The sequence below is a fragment of the Salinarchaeum laminariae genome, assembly GCF_023204835.1.
Taxonomy (GTDB): domain Archaea; phylum Halobacteriota; class Halobacteria; order Halobacteriales; family Salinarchaeaceae; genus Salinarchaeum; species Salinarchaeum laminariae.
The window spans coordinates 1,705,894-1,725,982 of the sequence record NZ_CP096270.1; the positions used below are offsets into that span (position 1 = coordinate 1,705,894).

The 20,089-nt window shown below is 65.4% G+C and carries 21 protein-coding genes and 1 pseudogene; 10 read left to right on the top strand and 12 right to left on the bottom strand.

Annotation, left to right across the window (positions count from 1 at the left end):
• Window positions 1-75: 75 nt before the first annotated feature.
• From MXF70_RS07970 to MXF70_RS07985, 4 genes are all read right to left on the bottom strand, one after another.
• Entirely contained in the window at window positions 76-675 is a 600-nt protein-coding gene (locus MXF70_RS07970; protein WP_248515093.1) for a DUF5789 family protein, read from the bottom strand.
• Between the two features lie 169 nt (window positions 676-844).
• Window positions 845-1,444, bottom strand: coding sequence for a DJ-1/PfpI family protein (locus MXF70_RS07975; protein ID WP_248518373.1), 600 nt, complete (start codon window positions 1,442-1,444; stop codon window positions 845-847).
• Window positions 1,445-1,527: 83 nt separating this feature from the next.
• Window positions 1,528-1,869 carry a glutaredoxin family protein gene (locus tag MXF70_RS07980; RefSeq protein WP_248515094.1) on the bottom strand — a complete coding sequence of 114 codons (342 nt, stop codon included), beginning with the start codon at window positions 1,867-1,869 and terminating at the stop codon, window positions 1,528-1,530.
• Window positions 1,870-2,012: 143 nt separating this feature from the next.
• A complete protein-coding gene (locus MXF70_RS07985) occupies window positions 2,013-2,258 on the bottom strand; it encodes a BolA/IbaG family iron-sulfur metabolism protein (protein WP_248515095.1) in 246 nt (81 codons plus the stop codon).
• A 196-nt stretch (window positions 2,259-2,454) separates the two neighbouring features.
• On the opposite strand from MXF70_RS07985, the gene MXF70_RS07990 reads away from it, so the two are divergent.
• A complete protein-coding gene (locus MXF70_RS07990) occupies window positions 2,455-3,816 on the top strand; it encodes a hypothetical protein (protein WP_248515096.1) in 1,362 nt (453 codons plus the stop codon).
• Window positions 3,817-3,976: 160 nt separating this feature from the next.
• On the opposite strand, the gene MXF70_RS07995 is transcribed toward MXF70_RS07990, so the two are convergent.
• The 3 genes and pseudogenes from MXF70_RS07995 to MXF70_RS08000 all read right to left on the bottom strand — a co-directional run bounded on the left by MXF70_RS07995 (window position 3,977) and on the right by MXF70_RS08000 (window position 7,357).
• Window positions 3,977-5,878 (bottom strand): helicase C-terminal domain-containing protein, encoded by a 1,902-nt coding sequence (locus MXF70_RS07995; protein ID WP_248515097.1) that lies wholly within the window; start codon window positions 5,876-5,878, stop codon window positions 3,977-3,979.
• Window positions 5,879-6,445: 567 nt separating this feature from the next.
• Window positions 6,446-6,580, bottom strand: a pseudogene (locus tag MXF70_RS15245) (molybdopterin-dependent oxidoreductase); the annotation flags it as partial.
• Between the two features lie 147 nt (window positions 6,581-6,727).
• A complete protein-coding gene (locus MXF70_RS08000) occupies window positions 6,728-7,357 on the bottom strand; it encodes a rubrerythrin family protein (RefSeq protein ID WP_248515098.1) in 630 nt (209 codons plus the stop codon).
• Between the two features lie 137 nt (window positions 7,358-7,494).
• Here MXF70_RS08000 and MXF70_RS08005 point away from each other — a divergent pair, with 137 nt between their 5' ends.
• Both MXF70_RS08005 and MXF70_RS08010 read left to right on the top strand, forming a co-directional pair.
• The gene (locus MXF70_RS08005) at window positions 7,495-8,640 is read left to right on the top strand and encodes an enolase C-terminal domain-like protein (RefSeq protein WP_248515099.1); all 1,146 of its coding nucleotides are present in this window, start codon (window positions 7,495-7,497) and stop codon (window positions 8,638-8,640) included.
• 135 nt (window positions 8,641-8,775) lie between these two features.
• Window positions 8,776-9,747, top strand: a complete 972-nt coding sequence (locus tag MXF70_RS08010; protein ID WP_248515100.1) for an aldo/keto reductase — start codon at window positions 8,776-8,778, stop codon at window positions 9,745-9,747.
• Window positions 9,748-9,776: 29 nt separating this feature from the next.
• Here MXF70_RS08010 and MXF70_RS08015 read toward each other — a convergent pair whose 3' ends face one another.
• Both MXF70_RS08015 and MXF70_RS08020 read right to left on the bottom strand, forming a co-directional pair.
• On the bottom strand, window positions 9,777-10,196 hold the full coding sequence (locus MXF70_RS08015) for a type II toxin-antitoxin system VapC family toxin (protein WP_248515101.1): 420 nt from the start codon (window positions 10,194-10,196) through the stop codon (window positions 9,777-9,779).
• Window positions 10,196-10,462, bottom strand: a complete 267-nt coding sequence (locus MXF70_RS08020) for an AbrB/MazE/SpoVT family DNA-binding domain-containing protein (protein WP_248515102.1) — start codon at window positions 10,460-10,462, stop codon at window positions 10,196-10,198. Before MXF70_RS08020 ends, MXF70_RS08015 begins: the two co-directional genes overlap by 1 nt.
• Before the next feature lie 587 nt (window positions 10,463-11,049).
• On the opposite strand from MXF70_RS08020, the gene MXF70_RS08025 reads away from it, so the two are divergent.
• Together MXF70_RS08025 and MXF70_RS08030 are read left to right on the top strand one after the other, a co-directional pair.
• Entirely contained in the window at window positions 11,050-11,667 is a 618-nt protein-coding gene (locus MXF70_RS08025; protein WP_248515103.1) for a class I SAM-dependent methyltransferase, read from the top strand.
• A gap of 168 nt (window positions 11,668-11,835) precedes the next feature.
• Window positions 11,836-12,573, top strand: a complete 738-nt coding sequence (locus MXF70_RS08030; protein WP_248515104.1) for an aspartate/glutamate racemase family protein — start codon at window positions 11,836-11,838, stop codon at window positions 12,571-12,573.
• Between the two features lie 153 nt (window positions 12,574-12,726).
• Here MXF70_RS08030 and MXF70_RS08035 read toward each other — a convergent pair whose 3' ends face one another.
• Window positions 12,727-13,590: a sulfurtransferase gene (locus tag MXF70_RS08035; protein ID WP_248515105.1), complete on the bottom strand. Its 864-nt coding sequence runs from the start codon at window positions 13,588-13,590 to the stop codon at window positions 12,727-12,729.
• A gap of 262 nt (window positions 13,591-13,852) precedes the next feature.
• On the opposite strand from MXF70_RS08035, the gene MXF70_RS08040 reads away from it, so the two are divergent.
• On the top strand, window positions 13,853-14,704 hold the full coding sequence (locus MXF70_RS08040; protein ID WP_248515106.1) for a sulfurtransferase: 852 nt from the start codon (window positions 13,853-13,855) through the stop codon (window positions 14,702-14,704).
• A gap of 461 nt (window positions 14,705-15,165) precedes the next feature.
• Here the strand turns inward: MXF70_RS08040 and MXF70_RS08045 are convergent, their stop codons facing one another.
• Window positions 15,166-16,401 carry a M24 family metallopeptidase gene (locus tag MXF70_RS08045; protein ID WP_248515107.1) on the bottom strand — a complete coding sequence of 412 codons (1,236 nt, stop codon included), beginning with the start codon at window positions 16,399-16,401 and terminating at the stop codon, window positions 15,166-15,168.
• A gap of 174 nt (window positions 16,402-16,575) precedes the next feature.
• On the opposite strand from MXF70_RS08045, the gene MXF70_RS08050 reads away from it, so the two are divergent.
• The 4 genes from MXF70_RS08050 (at window position 16,576) to MXF70_RS08065 (ending at window position 18,596) form a co-directional block, all read left to right on the top strand.
• On the top strand, window positions 16,576-16,806 hold the full coding sequence (locus MXF70_RS08050) for a DUF5789 family protein (protein ID WP_248515108.1): 231 nt from the start codon (window positions 16,576-16,578) through the stop codon (window positions 16,804-16,806).
• A gap of 53 nt (window positions 16,807-16,859) precedes the next feature.
• A complete protein-coding gene (locus MXF70_RS08055) occupies window positions 16,860-17,183 on the top strand; it encodes a transcription factor S (RefSeq protein WP_248515109.1) in 324 nt (107 codons plus the stop codon).
• Between the two features lie 271 nt (window positions 17,184-17,454).
• Window positions 17,455-17,847, top strand: a complete 393-nt coding sequence (locus tag MXF70_RS08060) for a nascent polypeptide-associated complex protein (RefSeq protein ID WP_248515110.1) — start codon at window positions 17,455-17,457, stop codon at window positions 17,845-17,847.
• Between the two features lie 2 nt (window positions 17,848-17,849).
• Complete coding sequence (locus tag MXF70_RS08065; RefSeq protein WP_248515111.1) at window positions 17,850-18,596, top strand: tRNA (adenine-N1)-methyltransferase; 747 nt, start codon at window positions 17,850-17,852, stop codon at window positions 18,594-18,596.
• A 204-nt stretch (window positions 18,597-18,800) separates the two neighbouring features.
• Here the strand turns inward: MXF70_RS08065 and pan2 are convergent, their stop codons facing one another.
• On the bottom strand, window positions 18,801-20,036 hold the full coding sequence (gene pan2 / locus MXF70_RS08070) for a proteasome-activating nucleotidase Pan2 (protein WP_248515112.1): 1,236 nt from the start codon (window positions 20,034-20,036) through the stop codon (window positions 18,801-18,803).
• Window positions 20,037-20,089 lie beyond the last annotated feature (53 nt).

Genomic DNA, 20,089 nt, shown 5'->3' on the forward strand with positions numbered 1-20,089 from the left:
GCTGAATACAGGCGCGTATCGGTCACCCGTAGAGCGTGCCAGCAGTCTGTGGCCAACTCTCACGTGATCGTCGCTCTACACCCCGAGCCACTCGTCGTTCCGGACCTCGTACCCGTTCCTCCGACAGAACTTCGCCGCTTCTCGGCGCACGTCCCGGGAGTTCGGGAGCGCTTCTTTGTCGTGGATTCGCTCGACGATCCACTCGGTGATGGCCTGAATCCCTTCATCGTCGTCATCGGCGCCGATCTCCTCGAGTTCCTGAAAGGTCTGCTCGTACGCCTTGCGCTGTGACCACCTGAACTCTGGATTCTGCAGTGTATCGCTGGCTTCCACGACTCGTTTCATGGCCGCGGCAACGGTCGGCCGCTGTACCTGAACCCGAACGGCAGCCGACGAGTCGAACGTTTCCTCGTCCGTCTCCGGCACCAGTTCAGCGATGCTGACGCTCCCTTCGACCGAATCGATCTGCACGTCGCCGATCGTCTCGACGACCTCCGCTCCCGTCGCCGGGAACGATACCGCGTCGAGTTCCGCCTCGAAACCGGTGAGTTCCTCCGCGATCACCCGTGGTTCTTTTTCGTCCGCGCGCTCCAGCTCAGTGGCGATCTCACGCTCTTGCTGGCGGTGTTCGGCGTCGTGTGCTTGCTTGTCTCGACCGCGCCTGTCGTCTGCCATCCACAATAATTGGCTCTACAGCCGGATAGCTCTGTGGTCGATACTCCGCCGAGTACGTCGATCACCCGTCGGCAGTTGCCGAGAATCAGGGGATCCTGAAAAGGTGGAGAATCTCTTTCGTCCGGTTCGTGATTCAGATTGATGTGCAGAGCGGTCACATCGACGTCGCTCAGTCGTCGGCGGCCGCGGTCTGTGGCTCGCCGTGTTCGATCTCGGTGCCGAGCACGTCGAGGAACTGTGAGAGCCACTCGGGGTGGTCTGGCCACGCCTGCGCGGTGACGAGGTTCCCGTCAGTGACGACGCCGTCGACCCACGAACAGCCGGCCCGCTCACACTCCGCGCGAACTGCGGGGAACGAGGTGGCGGTCCGGCCGTCGAGCACGCCAGCGGCCGCGAGGATCTGCGGGCCGTGACAGAGCGTCGCGACGGGTTTGTCCTCCTCGAAGAAATGTTGGACCGTCTCGATGACCTCGTCGTAGGTCCGGAGATACTCCGGCGCGCGCCCGCCCGGAACGACGAGTGCGTCGTAGTCGGCGGGATCGATCGCTTCGAGGCTCGCGGTGATCTCGAAGTCGTGGCCGCGCTCCTCGAGGTAGGTCTGATCGCCGCGGAAGTCGTGTATCGCTGTCTTCACCGTGTCGCCCGGCTCCTTCTCCGGACAGACTGCGTCGACGTCGTGGCCGACCATCTGGAGTGCCTGGAACGGCACCATGTTCTCGTAATCTTCGACGAAGTCGCCCGCGATCTGGAGGATTTGCTTGCCAGTCATTGACATACACCGCTCGTGAGTACGTCCTCGGACTGGATAAAGCTAGCTTCGGCTCACAGATCGAGCCCGGGGCGGCCGCCGTCTCAGGCCGTCAGCGTCTCTTCGAGCTCGCCCTTCTCGTCGAGTTCGGCGAGCACGTCGCTACCGCCGACGAACTCTCCATCGACGAACGTCTGCGGGATCGTCGTCCAGCCGCTGTGTTCTTCGAGCGCCTCGCGGTAGGCGTCGAGCGCCTCCAGCGTATCGACGGTCGCGACGTCGTCGCGGTACTGGCCGATGAGGCCGAGTGCGCGCTTGGAGTAGCCACACTGGGGCATCAGCTCGTTGCCCTTCATGAACAGGACGACCTCGTTCTGCTCGATGGCCGCATCGACCTGTTCCTGGGCCTCCTCGGGCGAGAGCGACGGTTCGGACTCGAATGACATGCCTGTCGGTAGCTCACGAAGGGCCAAAGGCGTTCTGCAGTCGGTACCGGCGACTCGGCTGTACCGGTACTCGGCTGTACCAGCGGCTCGACTGCACTGTCGATTCGCTACACCGGCGACCGAAATATGCGGCCTGGGACGTGCTACTCTTCGGCCTCGGAAGGCGTCTTCGTCGTGAGCTCGACGGCGTGGATGTCCGTCGTCATGTGCTCGCCGAGCGCGTCGTAGACGAGTTCGTGGCGGTCGAGCACGGACTCGCCCTCGAAGGCCGGGGAGACGACCTCCGCGGCGAGGTGATCGTCGTCGTCCACGCCGCGCGGTCGCGAGACGGTTGCCGTCGCGTCGGGAATGCCGTCCTCGATCAGCGTCTCGACCTCCTCGTGATCCATGTCCGGTCGGAGGCGGTCGAGGGCCAAACCGGTTGCGCACTGTTCCGGCCCCTGCGACAAAGACGCACCGAGTAGAAACGGTGCTATCGCGGACCCCTGCCGGGGCAGTCCAGGGCATAGCGTCACTTGTCGATCTCGCAGCCGTCGATCAATCTGATCGCAATCCCCTTTGCCGGTGCACCCGAATCACCGTGCAATGAAGCCCTCCAGGCTGCTACTTGCGCTGCTCGTCCTCTCCCTCCTGGTGGTCGGGTTCTCCGTCGCGCTCCCGGTGACGGTCCCCGACGCGGTGGGGTCGTCGCAGTCAGGAGATGCGACGGCCGCCGAGGGGCCGACGCCGTCGCAGGACGTCCTGGATTCCTACATCACTGAACCGGTCGAGGTGACCGGCGGCGAGATCGACGCCGACCAGACCGAACTCTGGGCCTGGACACAGCACGCCATGGCTCAGAACGTGAACGTGACGCCAACCGTCGAGATCCGGCAGTTCGACGACTCCCTGACGAGTCCCGTGGCCGGAACGGAGGAGACCGCGTTCCAGCGGCTGCTCGTCTACGACGATCCCGACGATCCGCCGCCGGGTGGAATCCTGGCCTACGTCACCGGGTTCTCGCCGGACGTCAACGTCAACGAGGAGCTCCTTCCCTCCGTGAAGGACGGCTCGGCCGGTCGCTCTGTGGGGGGCCTGCTCGTCCACGAGTACGCCCACGTCGTGCAGTTCCAGTCGGATAGGTTCCTCGAGCACCAGCACTACGGCGTCTCTTCGCCGTCCGACGAGACGCGCGCCTATCGGGCGACGGTCGAAGGCGGCGCGGAGTTCGTCGCCGACGCGTACACTAACGAGTCGGCGGTCGATCGCGTCAGGCGGCTCTGGAACGCGCCGTCGACCACCGCCGCGGAGCGGCTCGGCCAGTGGCCCTACTACCGCGGATTGGTCTACCTCGATCAGCGACTCGACAGTCCGGAGGAGCTCCTTGGCGTCTACGAGAATCGCCCGCTGACCGCGGCCACGATTCTCCGGGGCGACGCACCAGGTGACGGGTCGCCGGAGCGCAGCCTCTCACTCGACCGCCCGGACTACCACACCGAGGTCGAGGATCGTCCGGGTGCTGCGATCGCCGAAGTCGCGCTCACGAAGGAGATTCAGCCCGATCGCGCCCGTGACGTCGCCGCCGGCTGGCAGTGGGGCGCACTCCAGTCGATCCAGCCAGACCAGGGCACTGCCGCCGATCGGTCGCTCCGCCACGTCTGGGTGACGGAGTGGGAGAACGAGTCGGCTGCCGACGCGTTCGAGGCGGCGATGACGGAGTATCTCGACGGCCGGTGGACGAGCGAGAACGGCATCTGGGACGCCAGCGACGGACCGTCGTTCGATCTCGTTCGGGTGGACGACGGCTCGCTCGCGCTGCTCGTCGGTCCCGATTCGTTCCTCGCCGAGACGACCGTTACCGTCAGCGGGGACGAGTACGACATCGAGCCCGCGACGTCGGTGAACGAATCGAGTAGTGCAGTTGGACCGGGCGTCGTCAGCGAGATCGCCCCGCGAGCGAGCATCTGAACGAGCCTTTCTTACCGGTGGCTTCCCAACACACAGCTATGGACCGACAGCAGATCATCGCGCTGTTCTTCGTCCTGCTGATGGTGCTCTCGATGATCGCGGCGGGAGCGTCTGCGCTGTAGGACGGTCGTCGACCGTGCCCTCGCGGGTTGCGTGACAGCTACCCGTCTCCCCAGACGTCACCCAGCGGGGAGCCCCTGGCACTTTGATCGTCTCGTCCGGCGTCGGCCGCGTCTTCCTGCTCGGTCGTCTCGTTCGCGGTGTTCGCATCGGCGTTTTCTCCGTCGTCCCCGCTCGTGGACGCCGCTGCTGATCCGTTCGACGCCGTGGCGGAATCGCTGGCAGTCGATCCGTCGGCGGTTCCTCGGTCCTCCGTGGATCCGACACTCTCTGCCGTGGCGGTTCCTGCTGGCACGGGCGCGCTGTCTACCGGCAGCCCTGCTATCTTGGGTACACTCATCGCGTCGACCTGTTCCTGAAACCACGCCGGCATGGTCGATTGCGCGCGCTCGAAGACGTCCAGCAGCGCGTCGTCGGCGACGTAGGTCGTGCCGTAGTCGTCGGGCGAGCGGACGACCCGCCCGCAGGCCTGGATGACGGTGCGGAGCGTCGTGCGGTAGTACCACGCCCAGCGATCCTGTTCGAGCCGGTGGGCGACCCGTGCGTCGCCGGCGTTCGGGAACGGCGCCTTGCAGAGCACCTGCCAGCGCGCGAGGTCGCCTTCGAGATCCAGCGCCTCCTCCATCTTGACTGAGAGGAGGACGCCGGGGCCATCCGAGCGCTTCCAGGCGGCGAGGGTGCCGTCGCGATCCTGACTGTCGTGCGTCCAGAGGCGGGCGTCCTTCCCGTGGTCTCTGAGGAGCTCCGCGAGCCGATCCTGAATCGCGTAGGAGTGGCAGTGGATCAGCCCCTTCTCGTCGTCGTGTTCGTCCATCAGGTGGGCGATCGTCTCGGCCATCCGGGGAAGCGTGGCGTCGCGGTGCTCGGTGGTCATCCGCCCGCAGGTCACGTCGTAGAGCCGGCGGTTCTCGAGTGGGAACGTGTGGGGCAGGTCGACCATCGCGACGTCCGCGGGATCGAGCCCGACCTGTCGGCAGAACGCTTGCTTGTCGAGGATCGTCGCGGAGAGGAGCGCGAAGCGGTTCGCGCGATCCCAGACCGTGTGGTGGAGATACCGCTCCGGCTCGAGCGGTTTGATCGTCATCGCGCGGTTCTCGGCCTGGTCGACGAGCCACTCGGTCGCGCTCTCGGGATCCCGGTAATCCTCCCGGAACCACTGGAGCTCGCCGATGCGCTCCTGAAGGCGGTCGCGCTCGGCGACCTCGCTGGCGGTGAGTTCCGCCTGCCCGAGCAAGGCATCCTTCCGGTGTTCGCAGGCGTCGATGGCCGTCTCGGCGAAGTGGAAGGCGGCCTCCGCCGAGCCGACGTCCTGTTCGGTCAGGGCCGGAACCGACAGCTCGTCCCAGACCGGCACCGTGTAGGGCCCGAGGTCGATCGTCGCGTACATCTCCGCCCACTCCGCGAGCCCGTGCGCCTCGTCGATCACGCAGACGTCGCGCTTCCGGAACACCTCCGAGCCCGCGGTCTGCATGAAGTACGCCAGCGTCATCGCCGCAATCTGGCGGTTGGCGGCGAGATTGCGGTTCGCGAAGTACGGGCAGCGATCCTTCACCGAGCAGTCGTAGCCGGCTTTGCGCGCACACGGCGCCTGATCGACCGGCGTGTTGCGCTCTTCGGGGAGGATGCAGTCGTAGTTCGACTTCCCGCGGATGATCGCGAAGTCCTCGAGCAGATCGTCGTCGCCAACGTCGTCGAGCTGGGACACCTGCGGCGTCGTGTAGTAGGAGCCCACGGCCTCGGCGGCGTGGTCCGTATCGTCGTGCGTCTTCGCAGTTCCGCAGATTGCGCGCGCGAGGAGGGACTTGCCGCTGCCGGTGGGCGCGCGCACGAGCACCACGTCGTTGCCGTCGTCGAACGCCGCTGCGATGCGGTCCAGGGCGTCTTCCTGGTGACCGCGGTAGGAGGGGGCGGGGAACGCGTCGTGAATCCGCTCTGTATGCACTGGAGGAGTGGTCGGTTCGGTGCCTGCTAAAGATGTCGTTCGAACCTATGTTCGGGTTGGCGATCTGGTAGGAGTGGTTGTGGCGCGAGGACAACAGCGACAGCAGACCGCTTGGAAGCCCCCTCCCGCTCGCGCGACCTCACTCGCTGCGGTCCTCGCCTCACTCACTCCGTTCGTTCGGCTGTGGTCCTTACATCGTGACGCCGCGCGACCGGTCGGCCCCTTCCAATCCCCCCGATGATCGGTCGGGAGAGCGCTGCGCTGGGGATCCGGCCGGCGTCGCGTGCGGTATCCCAGGCGAGTGGTGACGTTCGACGATCCACCGATCGCGAAACCTGATCGGATCCCCGCCGGGCGGGACTGAGCGGAATCTCCGATTCCGCGAAGGTCGGAAGAGCTTGCTCTTCCGGAACTGGAAGGGGCCGACTGCTCGATCCGGCCCCGGCGAAGCAAGGACCGGAAGGAGGGAAGCGACTGGGGACCGCAGCGAGCCGCGGCCGGTCGAGCAGGAGGGGGCTTCCAAACGCTGCTGCAGTGCGGTCAGACTGCCCCACGAAATCGCATTCCTCAATCGAACCCGCTGATCAGCGTGACGAGCCACTGCGCGGGATCGCTTCGTTTCCGAACGTCGACGCGGACGATCCACTTCACCCACTGGAACCCGCGCCGTCCCGGAGCCACCAGCCGAATGGGTGCGCCGTGGCGGCGGTTGGATAGCAGCGAACGAAGAGCAAAGTGGCGCCAGCCGCGTGCGATCCATGCACACGGTTGGGCGTGGGCCGCAAGAAGCGTTGGGTCGACGTCACCCGTGTCCGGCCTGATTCCACGCCGGGTCGCAAGCGATCCGGCTCAGCAGACCGGCTTCGGGTCGACGCCCAGATCCTCGAGCTGCTGGACGTGCCCTTCGTAGGCGACGGTGACGGCCTGGAGCGCGGCGGCCTGGGCTGTGTCCCAGTCGTCGTCGCTCTCACAGACCGAATCGAGGAGCTCCAGTGCCCGGCCTTCCTGCGCGTCGAGCCCGTCGCGAACCTCGCGGAACACCGACGCAGTCTGGGGATCCGCGTTGCCGACGAAGAAGCCGACGTACTGGGAGGCCCGCGCGTCGGCGACGAGGACGTGGCCGAGGACGGCACCAGCCCGTGGGACGGTCCCGTCGATCTCTCGCAGGTGCGCACCGAGCGGTGACTCGCTCTCGTCGGCCTGGTAGTCCTCGAGCTCCGCGGCGGCGGTCTCGGCGTGGTCCGCGGCCTCGGCGGCGGTCGTCTCGAACGCCTCGCGAGCCTGATCGTCGTCCTCGTCGTCGGCCCAGGCCTCGAAGACGGCGGCCGCGGCCCGGCTCGCGTCAGCTGCGGCCGCGAGGACGGCGTCGGACTCCATCTCGCCGCCGGTGGCGGCGTAGAGGGATTTCGAGGAGCCGAGTCGCGAGAGCTCGGTCGCCTTCTGCTCCTGAACGGCGTCGCGGACGTCGGTCGCGTTCATGCGCGATGCGACGGCCTCCCGGCGCTTGTACCCATCGGGATCCGGACTGATCCGTGGTGGGTGATGGCCGATCCACTACTCTCGGGCAAACTGCCCCGGCGCGAGGATTCTTGGCGGGCGGCGGCAACGGATCGGGCATGGAGATCCAGAACGCCGACGCCGTGCTCACGAACCCCGGCCGGAACTACGTGATCGTCCGCCTCGAGACGGCCGACGGCCTGGTCGGCTGGGGCGACGCCACGCTCAACGGTCGCGAGAAAGCCGTCGAAGCGGCCCTGGCCGAGCACGTTTTCCCCGAACTCGACGGGCGTGACGCTCACAGAATCGAGGACGTCTGGCAGTCGCTCTATCGGGGCACGTACTGGCGCGGCGGTCCGGTCCTGCAATCGGCCCTCTCGGGGGTCGACATGGCGCTCTGGGATCTGAAGGGCAAGGCCGCCGGCCTGCCGGTCTACGACCTGCTCGGCGGACGGACCCGCGAGTACGCCACGGTTTACGATCACTGCGGCGACGATTCGGTGGACGCCATCGTGGCGAACGCCGAGATAGCACTCGACCGCGGCATCGATCACTTCCGGGTGAACGTCGGCGACCCGATGGGGGATTATCTCGATCTCGACGGCGTCGTAGAGGGCGTCCTCGAGGTTCGCGACCGGCTCGGTCCCGATCCCGAACTGATCGTCGACGTCCACAGCCGGGCGTCGCCCCGAATTGCCCGTCAGATCGCGCAGGGGCTCGAACCCGCGGAACTCTACTTTCTCGAAGATCCTCTCGCACCCGAGCACGACGCGGAGTACGAGGCCCTTCGATCTGCGACGACCACACCGATTGCCTACGGAGAACTGTCGGCCGATCCGTTCTCGCTCCAGCCGCTGGTCGAGGACGGACAGCTCGACTTTCTGCGGGTCGACCTCGCGCACGTCGGCGGGATCACGGCAGCACGAAAGCTCGCGACGGTCGCGGAGGGTAACGGCGTCGAGACGGCGTTCCACGGCCCGCCGGATCTCTCGCCGATCGGGCAGGCCGCGACGGTCCACCTCGATCTCGCGCTCCCGAACTTCGGCGTACAGGAGCTCACCGACTACGAGGAGCGCTACGGCGACGCAGTTGGCGAGGTGTTCCACGGCGGTGCCAGCTTCGATCCCGACCTCGGCGGGCTGGTGGTACCCGATGAACCAGGGCTCGGCATCGACGTCGATCTCGACGCGGCGGAGTCCCGCGAGTACGAGCGATCCCACCTCCCGAAGCGCCGCGCGGAGGATGGAAGCGTCGCGGACTGGTAGGATTCGATCTATCACCGGACGACCCGGCATGGCACCGCAGCATAGCTGCCGACGGTCCCCGCCACATCAGGGGTCGAAATCGGCAATCGCGAGGGCCTGAGAAACGCTTACCCGCCCGCCGGGGCAGTAGTGGTCATGGAGTACACCACTCTCGGCTCGACAGGCATGGAGGTCTCGAAGATCTGTCTGGGCTGCATGAGCTTCGGCAGCGAGGAACCCTGGATGCTCGACGAGGACGAGTCCCGCGAGATTATCGAGCGGGCGATCGACCTCGGCGTGAACTTCTTCGACACGGCCAACGCCTACTCCGACGGCGAGAGCGAGGAAATTCTCGGGGATGTTCTGTCCGACTACGACCGCGACGAGCAGGTCGTCGCGACCAAGGTCCGGTTCCCCGTCGGCGAGGACGGCCCGAACGCGAGCGGCCTCTCCCGAAAGACGATCGAGCAAGCCGTCGCCGCGAGCAAGGAGCGCCTCGGCATCGACACCATCGACCTCTACCAGACCCACCGCGTCGATCCGGATACGCCGCCGGAGACCACACTCCGCGCGCTCGACGACCTCGTGGATCGGGGCGACGTGCGCCACGTCGGCACCTCTTCGATGTTCGCCCATCAGCTCGCCGAGCGCCTCCGAACGAGCGAACGCGAGGACCTCGTCTCCTTCGAGACGATGCAGAACCACTACCACCTCGCGTATCGGGAGGAAGAGCGCGACATGCTCCCGCTCTGTGACCGCAACGAGATGGGCGTAATCCCGTGGGGGCCGCTCGGCCAAGGCTTCCTTACCCGTCCGCTCGACGAACTCGAGGAGACCAACCGCGGTGATCCCGAGAACTTCCACAACCCCACCGACGAGTACGAACGCGGCGGCGGCCGCGAGATCAACGCTCGCCTCGAGGAACTCGCCGAAGAGAAGGGCGTGACGATGGCTCAGATCGCGCTCGCCTGGCAGTTCCAGAACGAGTACGTTGACGCGCCGATCGTCGGCACCACGAGCGTCGAGCACCTCGAAGACGCTGTCGAAGCGCTGGAGATCGACCTCTCGGATTCGGACGTCGAGTACCTGGAAGAACCGTACGAGCCCCAGCCCATCGTCGGGATCTGAGGGCAAGTACGGCACTCTGCGATCTTCTATCAGTCCGCGACCGGATCGGATACTTCGAGCCAGTCGAGCTGCTCGCCGACACGTCGCAGTGCAGCGTCGTGCGTCCAGAGACGAGTGACGTCGTTGCGTTCCATCGTCGCGAGGACTGATGCGTCGCGCCCTCCGATGCCGGCCTGTTTGTGAGTCTCGAGCAATTCGCTCGCACGCTCTACGTTCCGGGACGTCAGATCTGCCACCCAGACGTCTTCACCAGTGAGGAACGTATCGAGGACGTCCCGGCAATCTGCCCGCTGATTCGAGACGTAGTGGAGCACCTCGAGTTGGAGCACCGTCGTCAGAAACAGTGGCTTGGCCCTGACGACGTCGCCTACTTGGTTCACGACCGCGTCGTGCTCATCGAGCTCCTCGTCGAGATAGTATATCCAAATATTCGCGTCGAGACAGTCCATTAGTTCGGTAAATCGCTCGTCCAGTCGTCTTTCATCGCGAGCGGGTCCATAGGCTCGGCATCGTCCGCTCTCGTCTCCTCGTTGATGCACCCCTCGAGCTTCTCTGCGAACTCCTCACGAGAGATGCTCGGCTGTATGACGATACGACCATCTTCGAGCCCCACATCCACCTCCTCGCCTGGGTCGATCTGGAGGGATTCCCTGATCTCCTGGGGAATCGTGATGCGTCCCTTCTCGTCGACGCGTCGTTGTTCGCTCGCTCCCATTGATTCCCACTACAGTGGGATATCTGATAAACCTGTGGACCAACTCGGTCGAGCCCACGTTGGAAAGCGGGCTCCCAACTCCAGTCTGCGTGACTGGCGGCTTCCTTCTGTAGGATATTTGATAAAGGCCGGCCTCTACAGAGGAATGTCGAATCGTTTGAGAAACCCACGATCCCTAGCCAATCGTGGAGATCTGACGTCCGAGCATCCGAGCGCGCGATAGCTGAACGGCCAACCACGGCGGAACGACGCGCTATACGTTTTCCGCCCCTGGCGGCCTGCGGAAATCGGAGATTTCCGGGCGGCCAGAAGACTGCGTCTTCTGGCAAACTGAAAGGGCGAGGCCGGGTCCGGGAAGCACGACGACGTAAGCACCGCAGGGAGGGAGCAAAGCGACCGACCGAGGAGCGTCGTTCGAAAGAGCGGAGCTCTTTCGTGATCACGAGAGGGCTTCGCCCTCTCGGACGACAGCGAGTCGCGCGAGCAGAGTCGGCCGAGGGCTTTCGAGGATGCTGCAGCGGTGGTTACCCCAACCCGAACACCACAATTCCGCGACCTTCTTGGCGTTCACCACCCCAATCGAGTCCATGGACCCGGAGGACGTACGCGAGGGCTGGGCCGAGCGCACCGGGAAGTACTCGCCCGCCTACTACGCCGAAATCGGTCCGAACGAGGTGAGCGAGACGCTCGTCGACGTCCTCACCCACTACGCGGACGCGGACCCGCGGATCCTCGAGGTCGGCTGTGGCTCCGGTCGACACCTCGAACACCTCCGTTCGCAAGGCTTCACGAATCTCACCGGGATCGACATCAACGACGAGTCCTTCGAGGTGATGGCCGAACAGTACCCTCGGCTCGTGGAGACTGGGACCTTCCTCACCGGCGAGATGGAAACGCTGCTCCCGGAGTTCCACGACGACGCCTTCGACGTCGTCTACACCGTCGAGGCGCTCCAGCACGTCCACCCCGACGACGTGTGGGTCTTCGACGAGTTTTCGCGGATCACGACGGACCTGCTCGTGACCGCGGAGAACGAGGGGAACAGTCCGGATCGCGGAAAGGGGGATTCGGACGTCAGCATCGTGAACGACGACTTTCCGCTATTTCACCGGGACTGGAAGGCCGTCTTTTCGGCTCGTGGGTTCGCGCAGTTGCTTCGGGAGCCGACGTCGAGGGATACGATTCGGGTGTTTCGGGTGGTGTGAGGCACTCGCCTGTGTCTATCGCCTGTGAGGACTGCCCGTAGCGGTTCTGCTCCCTGACCTTCGCTCCCACTGCTATGGCCTCTCATGGAAGGCGACGATTGATAGTCTCACACGCGAAGCAGTGGGTATGTCTCGATACCGCGGGATCCGTCCGGTCAGGTGTGTGCAATGAGCGCCAGTGACGATCTCCGGATCGTCGGCGTGCTCGGCGGGATGAGTAGCGAATCGACCGTCAGCTACTACCGCCAGATCGACCGCGGTGTCAACGACGCGCTCGGCGGCCACGGAGCTGCCAACCTGCTGATTCGGAGCGTCAATTTCGGCGACGTAGAGCGGTTCATCCGGACAGATGAGTGGACGGCTGCGGGTGACTATCTGGCGGAGGCGGCGGGGGAGCTCGAAGCGGGTGGCGCCGACTTCGTCGTGATGGCGACGAACACGATGCACAGGGTCGCCCCGGCTATCGAACGCGCTATCTCGATCCCGTTCGTCCACATCGTCGACGTGACGGCCGACGCAATCGAAGCTGCCGACGTCGAGACGGTTGGGCTGCTCGGCACGCAGGCGACGATGGAGGGGTCGTTCTATCGGGATCGCCTGGCCAACCGGGGCATCGAGGTCGTCGTCCCCGACCGTGCGGACCGGGAAGCGGTCGATACGATCATTTTCGATGAGCTCACCAACGGGATCGTCCGGGATGCCTCACGCGAGCGGTATCTCGAGGTGATCGATGACGTGGTCGCGGCGGGCGCCGAGGGCATCGTCCTGGGCTGCACCGAGATCGAGCTACTCGTGGAGCAAGACGATCGGCCGGCTGTGCCGATGTTCGACACGACGGCGCTGCACGTCGAGCGGGCCGTTGCCCACGGGCTTGGGGAGACCGATGTAGCGCTCGAGGACCACTGACTCCCCGAACAACCATGCAGGCGCTCTTCGTACGGGCAGCGCCGATACCAGACCCGATTTGGCGCTGTACGCATCGAGTGCGTCCACCGGCCGATCGCGGACGCTGTGCAGCTGCGTCGTCTTCGAAAGAAGAAGAATCGAAAACCGTGCCGTTCAGTTACTGCCCGTCTCGATCGGGGCGTCGACGAGGTTGCCCCACTCAGTCCAGGAGCCGTCGTAGTTGGTCACGTCCTCGTAGCCGAGCAGCTCCGAGAGCGCGAACCACGCCAGCGAGGAGCGCTCGCCGATGCGGCAGTAGGCGACGACCTCCTGGTCGTCCGTGATGCCCTTGGACTCGTAGAGCTCGAGGAGCTCGTCGCGGGGCAGGAAGCGACCGTCGTCCTGGACCGTGTCGGCCCAGGAGATGTTCTTCGCGCCGGGGACGTGGCCGCCGCGCTGGGCGGTCTCCTGCAGGCCCGGGGGCGCGAGGATCTCGCCGCTGAACTCTTCCGGGGAGCGGACGTCCACGAGCGGGATGTTCCGCTCGACGGCCTTCTCGACGTCGTCGCGGTAGGCGCGGATGCCCTCGAAGGGGCCGCGTGCGGAGTAGTCCTGCTCGCTGAAGGAGGGCGTCTCGTCAGTGGTGGTGAAGTCGTTCTCGAGCCAGAACTCACGGCCGCCGTCGAGGATCTTGACGTTCTCGTGGCCGTAGTACTTGAACTGCCAGTAGGCGTAGGCAGCGAACCAGTTGTTGTTGTCACCGTAGAGAACGACGGTGGATTCATTGGAGATGCCGTGGCTGCCCAGGAGATCCTCGAAGTCCTCCTTCTCGAGGATGTCGCGCTGGGTCTGGTCCTGGAGCTGCGTCTCCCAGTTGAACCCGATGGCGCCGGGCGCGTGGGCCTCGTCGTAGGCCTCTGTGTCCACGTCGACCTCGACCAGACGAAGGTCGGGATCGTCGCTCTCGAACTCGCTCAGTCGCTCCTCTGCCCACTCGGGCGAGACGAGCACGTCGTTGGCGTAGGTGTCGTCGACCATACAGAGTCCTGTACACGCTCCGTTCCTAAAGACCCACCTCAGTCGGATAGATCCGCCACTCGTCGGTTTCACCGGAGCATATTGCCGTAAGTTGGCTTCTTCGACGGCGGGCGGCTGTGGGGCCGTCGGACGTTGGCGACGCTTGCAGTGGATGATTCGAACAATTGCGAGCACCGCCGTTCGAACCCAGCAAGAATTCCCGGTACCGAAGAGGGCCGCGCTTTCGGGAGACTCATTCCGGGGGACGCGTTACAAGGAGGAGATGACCGAGCTGCTCGTCTCGACCGACTGGCTGGCCGATCGAATCCTCGACGAGGAGGGTGCTCCGCGGAGCGACGCGCCGGTCCGCGTCGTCGACGTTCGGGACGCCTGGGAGTACGACGGCATGGGCCACCTCCCGACGGCGATCAACCTCCCATTCGACGAGTTCCGGGGCGCAGCTGGCCCCGGGAACGGCGACGACGTCGGGCACCTCCCCGGTGCCGAAGCGTTCGCGGAGCTGCTGGGTTCGCACGGACTCACGCGCGAGGACACCATCGTCGCTTACGACGACACGAACGGCGTCTTCGCCGCTCGATTCCTCGTCACTGCGCTGGTCTACGGCTTCGAGGACGTCCACCTGCTGGACGGCGACCTTAGCGCGTGGCGCCAGTCTTACCCGACGAACAGCGAGTCCGTTCGACTCCCCGAGACGGACGTCGAGCCGATCCGCGTCGAGGGCGACGCTTCGCCGCTCGTCGATGCCGAGGACGTCCGTGCTGCGATCGACGACGGCGCCGGCCCCGATACGGACGCACACGCCGTCCTCCTCGACACCCGCGACCAATCGGAGTACGACGCCGGCCACATCCCCGGCGCCGTTCGCTTCGACTGGCAGGAGGCCGTCGATCCCCAGACGCGCGGTGTCAAACCTCGCGAGGAACTGGCGGCTGCCTTCGCCGAGCGCGGCATTACCCCAGACAAGCGCGTGCTGCTCTACTGCAACACATCGCGCCGATTGAGCCACACCTACGTCGTTCTCCGCTGGCTCGGCTTCGACGACGTCGGCATCTACGAGGGCAGCCTCGCGGAGTGGCGCGAGATCGGCGGCGAACTCGTTTCCAGCGCGGAGTAGGCCGCTGTCCAGGGAGAGAAGAGAGAGAGCGGGCAGTTGCTTTCATCCCTTCTACCCTTCCTCCTCTCTACTCTCTATCCCCTTCCCTCTACTCGCGTTTCGATACCTCCAGTTTGATTCGAAAATCGCTTCGATATCGTGCTTATTTCTCCGTCAGACGCTAGTCTGCCTCTCGTCTGACCGTCAAATCGTCGTCTCGCCCTCCCCGAATTTCACTTCCACCGCGCTCGGCCAACCGTTAATGTTCCCACCCCCATACGGCCTGTTGCTGTCACACGCTGGCCACTCTCGTGGCACTCCCCACTAGCTCCACTTTCCTACCAACCGACGAGCGACGGCATCGGATGCGCCATCGAACTACTCCCACTCTTCCATTCTTTCTCTCCCTGTCTATTCAACTCCCTTCTCCCTCTGCCGCTCCCCGTTCTCACGACGGTCACCACCGTCCCCCGAACCGCCGGCTACTCCACGCGGATGGTGTTACCCTCGATCGATCGGGGGAACGTCGTCAGCCGGTCAGTTCCATCCTCGGTGATCGCAACGGTGTCGGAGTGCCGGTACCCCTCGGACTCGGTGTAGAGTCCCGGCTCGATCGTCCAGATCATCCCGGGTTTCATCGTCTCGTCGTCGGCGTCGGAGCCGGTCGCCTCGTGTTCGCAGTGAGCAGTCCATCCTCGGTCGATGTACGGCGGTTCGTGGCCGTCCATGCCGATGTTGTGCCCGACGTGGTGCCGAGCGAGCTCCTGGACGCCCTGCTCCTCGAAGTACGACTCGACGACCTCGTCGACGTAGGCGATCTCGACGCCGGGGCCGAGCGCGTCGATAGCGAGCTTCTGGGCCTCCGTCGCGAGCTCGAAGTAGTGGCGCTGTTCGTCGTCGGGCTCACCGAGGAACATCGTCCGCTCGAGTTCGGAGTGGTAGCCGTCGACGTTCGCCGAGGCGCCGGTGATCGCCACGTCGCCTGGTTCGAGCCGCCGATTCGCCGTGTGGCCGTGAGGCAGCGCGGTCTGCTCGCCGGTGATGTAGCCCGCGTGGACGGGCCCTGTCCCCCGCGTCCGCGGGACGTACTCGCTTCCCAGTGCGTCGAGCATCGCGCGCGAGCCGTCCATCGACGCCCGCTGGCTCACCGTCGCGGGGTGTGCGCCGACCTCGGTGTAGTCTGTGAGATAGCGATGGGCAAGGTTCGCCCAGCGCGCGGACTCGCGAACGAGATCGACCTCGAGGTCGGATTTGCACCAGCGCATACGATCGACCCACGACTGGGTCGAGACGTCCAGTTCGCCGCTCGTTCCATCGGCGGCCTCCCACGCGGTCGCGAGCGACGGGCCTTCGAACCCCATCACGCCTGGCGCGCCCTCGGCGTCGGCGGCGACCGAGCCCGCGTCGAGCCCGTCGAGCATTTCGACGACGACGCCGATCGGATCGCCGCCCGGGTAGTCCCGGTAGTGGTGGACCGCGTCGATCCGCGGGTTCGGCTCGACGCGTTCGACCTCCAGTCGCGGCACGGTGATCTCCAGTCGATCCTGGGTTACCGCCAGCACGACCGGACGCTCCGTCTGGATGTGGGCGAACCCGGAGAGATACTCGATGCTCGTCGCGGAAAACCAGACGCCAGCGGTCGCGTCGGCTTCTGCGATCCGATTGCGGACCGCCTCGAGACGCTTCGTGAACTCGCTGGCTGGAACTGCCGTCGGCATACGCCACCCAGGGCCGACCCGTGAATAAGCGTTGGTGGCCCGGCAGCCACCGCCGATAGGTGATCTGGCCGAACAGGTCACTCCTGGTGCGTCCCGTCGGCAGTCGCCGCCTCTGCCCCCACGGCCGCCGAACCAACGATACGATCAAGTACTGGGAGCGTGTAACCAATTGACATGGAACGGGAGATCACGACCGAAACGCTCGACAGCGTTCTCGAGGAGCTGTCGTATCCGACACTTCGACCCGATGCCGCCGCAGAGCTCAGGGACGTCACCATCGCACTCGGCGACGAATCGGAGAATCTCGGTGCGATAATCTCCGAAACCGGCCACGACTCCTACAAGACGGCCGAAGAGCTGGAGGCCGAACTCCGCGAGTACATCCCAGACGCGACGCGCCTGTAGGCTGCGGGAAAACGGACTGCTTAACTTCGCGAGCGGTCGAGTTGTGAGAACCGATGCAATTCTGCGACGAGTGCGGTTCGATGATGAAGACGGAGGACGGCAACTGGGTGTGTGAGAGCTGTGGCTACGAAGCGGCTCGCGATGCCGAGGAAGACGCGTCGATGGTGACGACCCAGGGCCAGGAGGAGTCCGAAGTCGTCGACACGTCAGACGTCGACGTCGAGGACATGGGGCCGACGACGGGTGCGATCTGCCCCGAATGCGAGAACGACCGCGCGTTCTGGGAGATGAAACAGATCCGCGCCGCCGACGAATCCGAAACCCGGTTCCTGACCTGTACCGAGTGCGAGCACAAGTGGCGCGAGGACGATCACTAACAAGGACCTTTTTTCTCGTCGGGTTTCCTCGCGAGCCGGAGGCTCGCTGCGGGAACCCTCCTCCAAAAAATCTCCGCCAAAAAAGGCCGGTGGCCTGCTGTGCTCGCCATCGGAGAACCGCTCACTCCCTTCGGTCGTTCGCGGATGCTCAACTGAGCAGCCCCGTAGCTTCGGCTGCTGAAGCCCACATACGCTCACTCTTCGATTCCGCGCTGAACCCCGCAATCTCCGGTGCGTCAGGTATTTGCCCGCGGCAGCCGATTTCTCGCGCATGTTCGGAGGAGGCGGCGGGTTCGACCCGCGCAAGATGGAACAGATGATGCAGCAGATGGGCATCGACATGGACGAACTCGACGCCGAGGAGGTCGTGATCAAGACCGCCGACGCCGAGTACGTCTTCGACGCCCCCGAGGTCACCAAGATGGACGCACGGGGCCAGGCGACCTACACCGTCGTCGGCGAGCCGGAGGAGCGCGAGCGAGGCGCTGGTGGCGACGCCTCTGCGATCGAGGCTGGCGACGGTACCGCCGACGAGGACGACGGCATCCCCGACGCCGACGTCGAGATGGTCCAGACACGAACGGGCGCCAGCGAGGCAGCCGCTCGTGAGGCTCTCGAAGAGAACGACGGCGACCTCGCCGCTGCCGTCGCCCAGCTGGAGTAACGGTGCACGTACTCCTGGTGCGGGACGACCGAGAGTACCTCCTCGCACCGGGGGAGCGACTCGAGACGGATCTCGGCGTCCTCGAGGTCCCCGAGAACCCCGAGAGCGGCGAGACTCTCGAGACGCACATCGGCGAGGCGTTCACAGTCCGCCGACCGCGTCTCCCCGACTTCTTCGATCACTTCGACCGCACGGGCGCTCCGATGATGCCCCGTGACGCCGGGCTCGTGCTCGGCGAAACCGGTGCGGGGTCGGGCGATCGCGTGCTCGACGCTGGCACCGGAACGGGCGTCCTCGCGGCCTATCTCGCCAACGCCGGCGCGGACGTGCTGAGCTACGAACGCGATCCGGAGTTCGCCGAGAACGCTCGCGAGAACTTCGAGCGTGCGGACCTCGCGGATCACGTCGAGGTCAGGACTGGCGACCTTACCGAGGAGATCGACGAGCTGATCGCCGACGATGCTGACGACGACACTCAGCCATTCGACGTCCTCACGCTCGACACCGAGGACGCACCTTCCGTCGTCGAGCGCGCGCCGGACCTGCTCGTCGACGGCGGCGCGCTCGCGGTCTACTCTCCATTCGTCGAAGCGACGCGTGACGTCGTCGGGGCAGCCCGGGAGGCAGGCCTTCGGGATATTCACGCTCGCGAGACGATTCAGCGGGATCTCGACGTCGACGACCGCGGTACCCGTCCATCGACGCGTGGCGTCGGCCACACTGGATATCTGGTTTTCGCGCGGCGGTAGTGCGGTGCTGTTGAAGCACGCATCCGCGAACGAGCGAAGCGAGTGAGCGGTTCTCTGCGTCGAGCACTGCACCCGCGCCGAAGGAGCGAAGCGACCGAGGCGCGGCCTTTTTTGGCGGAGATTTTGTGCGCGAGTGGTTCCCACAGCGAGCCGACGGCTTCGCCGTCGGCGAGCGAGGAAACCCGAGCGCAAAAAAGGTCCTTGTTAGTAGGCGTAATCCGCGTAGCCGTCAGACGTGATGGCGTCGGTCGTCGAGGACTCCTCGAGTTTCTTCAGCGCCTCGCGGAAGTCCTGCTCCTCGACCACGGTGCGGTCGTCGCGGATCGCGAACATCCCGGCCTCCGTGGTGAGGCTGTTGATGTCGGCGCCGGAGAACCCCTCCGTCTCACGGGCGAGCGTCGCGAAGTCGACGTCGTCGGCGACGTTCATGTCGCGGGTGTGGATCTGCAGGATCTTCTCGCGGCCCTCGGCCTCGGGCTCGGGGACCTCGATGAGTCGGTCGAAGCGGCCGGGGCGAAGGATCGCGCGATCGAGCATGTCGAAGCGGTTGGTCGCGGCCATGATACGGATCTCACCGCGCTCCTCGAACCCGTCCATTTCCGAGAGGAGCTGCATCATCGTTCGCTGAACCTCGGCGTCGCCGGAGGTCTTGGACTCCGTCCGTTTGGCGGCGATCGCGTCGATTTCGTCGATGAAGATGACGGCTGGCTCGCGCTCGGAGGCGAGTTCGAAGAGGTCGCGGACGAGCCGGGAGCCCTCGCCGATGAACTTCCGGACGAGCTCCGAGCCGGCCATCTTGATGAACGTCGCGTCGGTCTCGTTGGCGACGGCCTTGGCGAGCATCGTCTTCCCCGTACCCGGCGGGCCGTGGAGCAACACGCCGCTCGGCGGCTCGATGCCGACCTCGTCGAACTGCTCGGGGGATTCGAGGGGCTGCTCGACGGCCTCGCGGACCTCGAGCACCTGTTCGTCGATCCCGCCGATGTCGGCGTAGGAGACGGTGGGAGAGGCGTCGACCTCCATCGCCTGGGCGCGAGCGTCTGTCTCCTGATTGAGGACTGTCTTGACGGTGAAGGAGTCGTTGACGGCGACGCGGTCGCCAGCTTCGATCCGCTCACCCATGCGTTCGGAGACCTCGGTGAGGACCTCCTGGTTGTTGCCGTGCTGTTTGACGATCGCTTCGCCGTCGTCGACTTCTTCGACGGTTGCGACGTACAGTGAGGTGGTCTTGAGCGTCTCGTTCTCGCGTTCGAGTCGATCGGCCTCCTCCCGGAGCTCGCGCCGGCGCTCGTCGGCGCTCTCGAGTTGCTCGCGGAGCTGGCGATGTACTTCGAGAATGTCGACGTAGTGATCGCGGAGGGCACTCAACCGCTCGTCGTCGTCCATCTCCGGATCGAGTTCCAGCCGCGGCCGGTCCGGAAGCGAGGGACTGTGCGACATCAGTTATCTTCGATAGCAGGGCGTTGTAGAAGTGCCTTTTGGGTCCGGTGATT

Bases quoted from the DNA above. Each gene is read 5' to 3' on its own strand.
- MXF70_RS07970 (WP_248515093.1), bottom strand. From the start codon at position 675: ATGGCAGACGACAGGCGCGGTCGAGACAAGCAAGCACACGACGCCGAA.
- MXF70_RS07975 (WP_248518373.1), bottom strand. From the start codon at position 1,444: ATGACTGGCAAGCAAATCCTCCAGATCGCGGGCGACTTCGTCGAAGAT.
- MXF70_RS07980 (WP_248515094.1), bottom strand. From the start codon at position 1,869: ATGTCATTCGAGTCCGAACCGTCGCTCTCGCCCGAGGAGGCCCAGGAA.
- MXF70_RS07985 (WP_248515095.1), bottom strand. From the start codon at position 2,258: ATGGATCACGAGGAGGTCGAGACGCTGATCGAGGACGGCATTCCCGAC.
- MXF70_RS07990 (WP_248515096.1), top strand. From the start codon at position 2,455: ATGAAGCCCTCCAGGCTGCTACTTGCGCTGCTCGTCCTCTCCCTCCTG.
- MXF70_RS08000 (WP_248515098.1), bottom strand. From the start codon at position 7,357: ATGAACGCGACCGACGTCCGCGACGCCGTTCAGGAGCAGAAGGCGACC.
- MXF70_RS08005 (WP_248515099.1), top strand. From the start codon at position 7,495: ATGGAGATCCAGAACGCCGACGCCGTGCTCACGAACCCCGGCCGGAAC.
- MXF70_RS08010 (WP_248515100.1), top strand. From the start codon at position 8,776: ATGGAGTACACCACTCTCGGCTCGACAGGCATGGAGGTCTCGAAGATC.
- MXF70_RS08015 (WP_248515101.1), bottom strand. From the start codon at position 10,196: ATGGACTGTCTCGACGCGAATATTTGGATATACTATCTCGACGAGGAG.
- MXF70_RS08020 (WP_248515102.1), bottom strand. From the start codon at position 10,462: ATGGGAGCGAGCGAACAACGACGCGTCGACGAGAAGGGACGCATCACG.
- MXF70_RS08025 (WP_248515103.1), top strand. From the start codon at position 11,050: ATGGACCCGGAGGACGTACGCGAGGGCTGGGCCGAGCGCACCGGGAAG.
- MXF70_RS08030 (WP_248515104.1), top strand. From the start codon at position 11,836: ATGAGCGCCAGTGACGATCTCCGGATCGTCGGCGTGCTCGGCGGGATG.
- MXF70_RS08035 (WP_248515105.1), bottom strand. From the start codon at position 13,590: ATGGTCGACGACACCTACGCCAACGACGTGCTCGTCTCGCCCGAGTGG.
- MXF70_RS08040 (WP_248515106.1), top strand. From the start codon at position 13,853: ATGACCGAGCTGCTCGTCTCGACCGACTGGCTGGCCGATCGAATCCTC.
- MXF70_RS08045 (WP_248515107.1), bottom strand. From the start codon at position 16,401: ATGCCGACGGCAGTTCCAGCCAGCGAGTTCACGAAGCGTCTCGAGGCG.
- MXF70_RS08050 (WP_248515108.1), top strand. From the start codon at position 16,576: ATGGAACGGGAGATCACGACCGAAACGCTCGACAGCGTTCTCGAGGAG.
- MXF70_RS08055 (WP_248515109.1), top strand. From the start codon at position 16,860: ATGCAATTCTGCGACGAGTGCGGTTCGATGATGAAGACGGAGGACGGC.
- MXF70_RS08060 (WP_248515110.1), top strand. From the start codon at position 17,455: ATGTTCGGAGGAGGCGGCGGGTTCGACCCGCGCAAGATGGAACAGATG.
- pan2 (WP_248515112.1), bottom strand. From the start codon at position 20,036: ATGTCGCACAGTCCCTCGCTTCCGGACCGGCCGCGGCTGGAACTCGAT.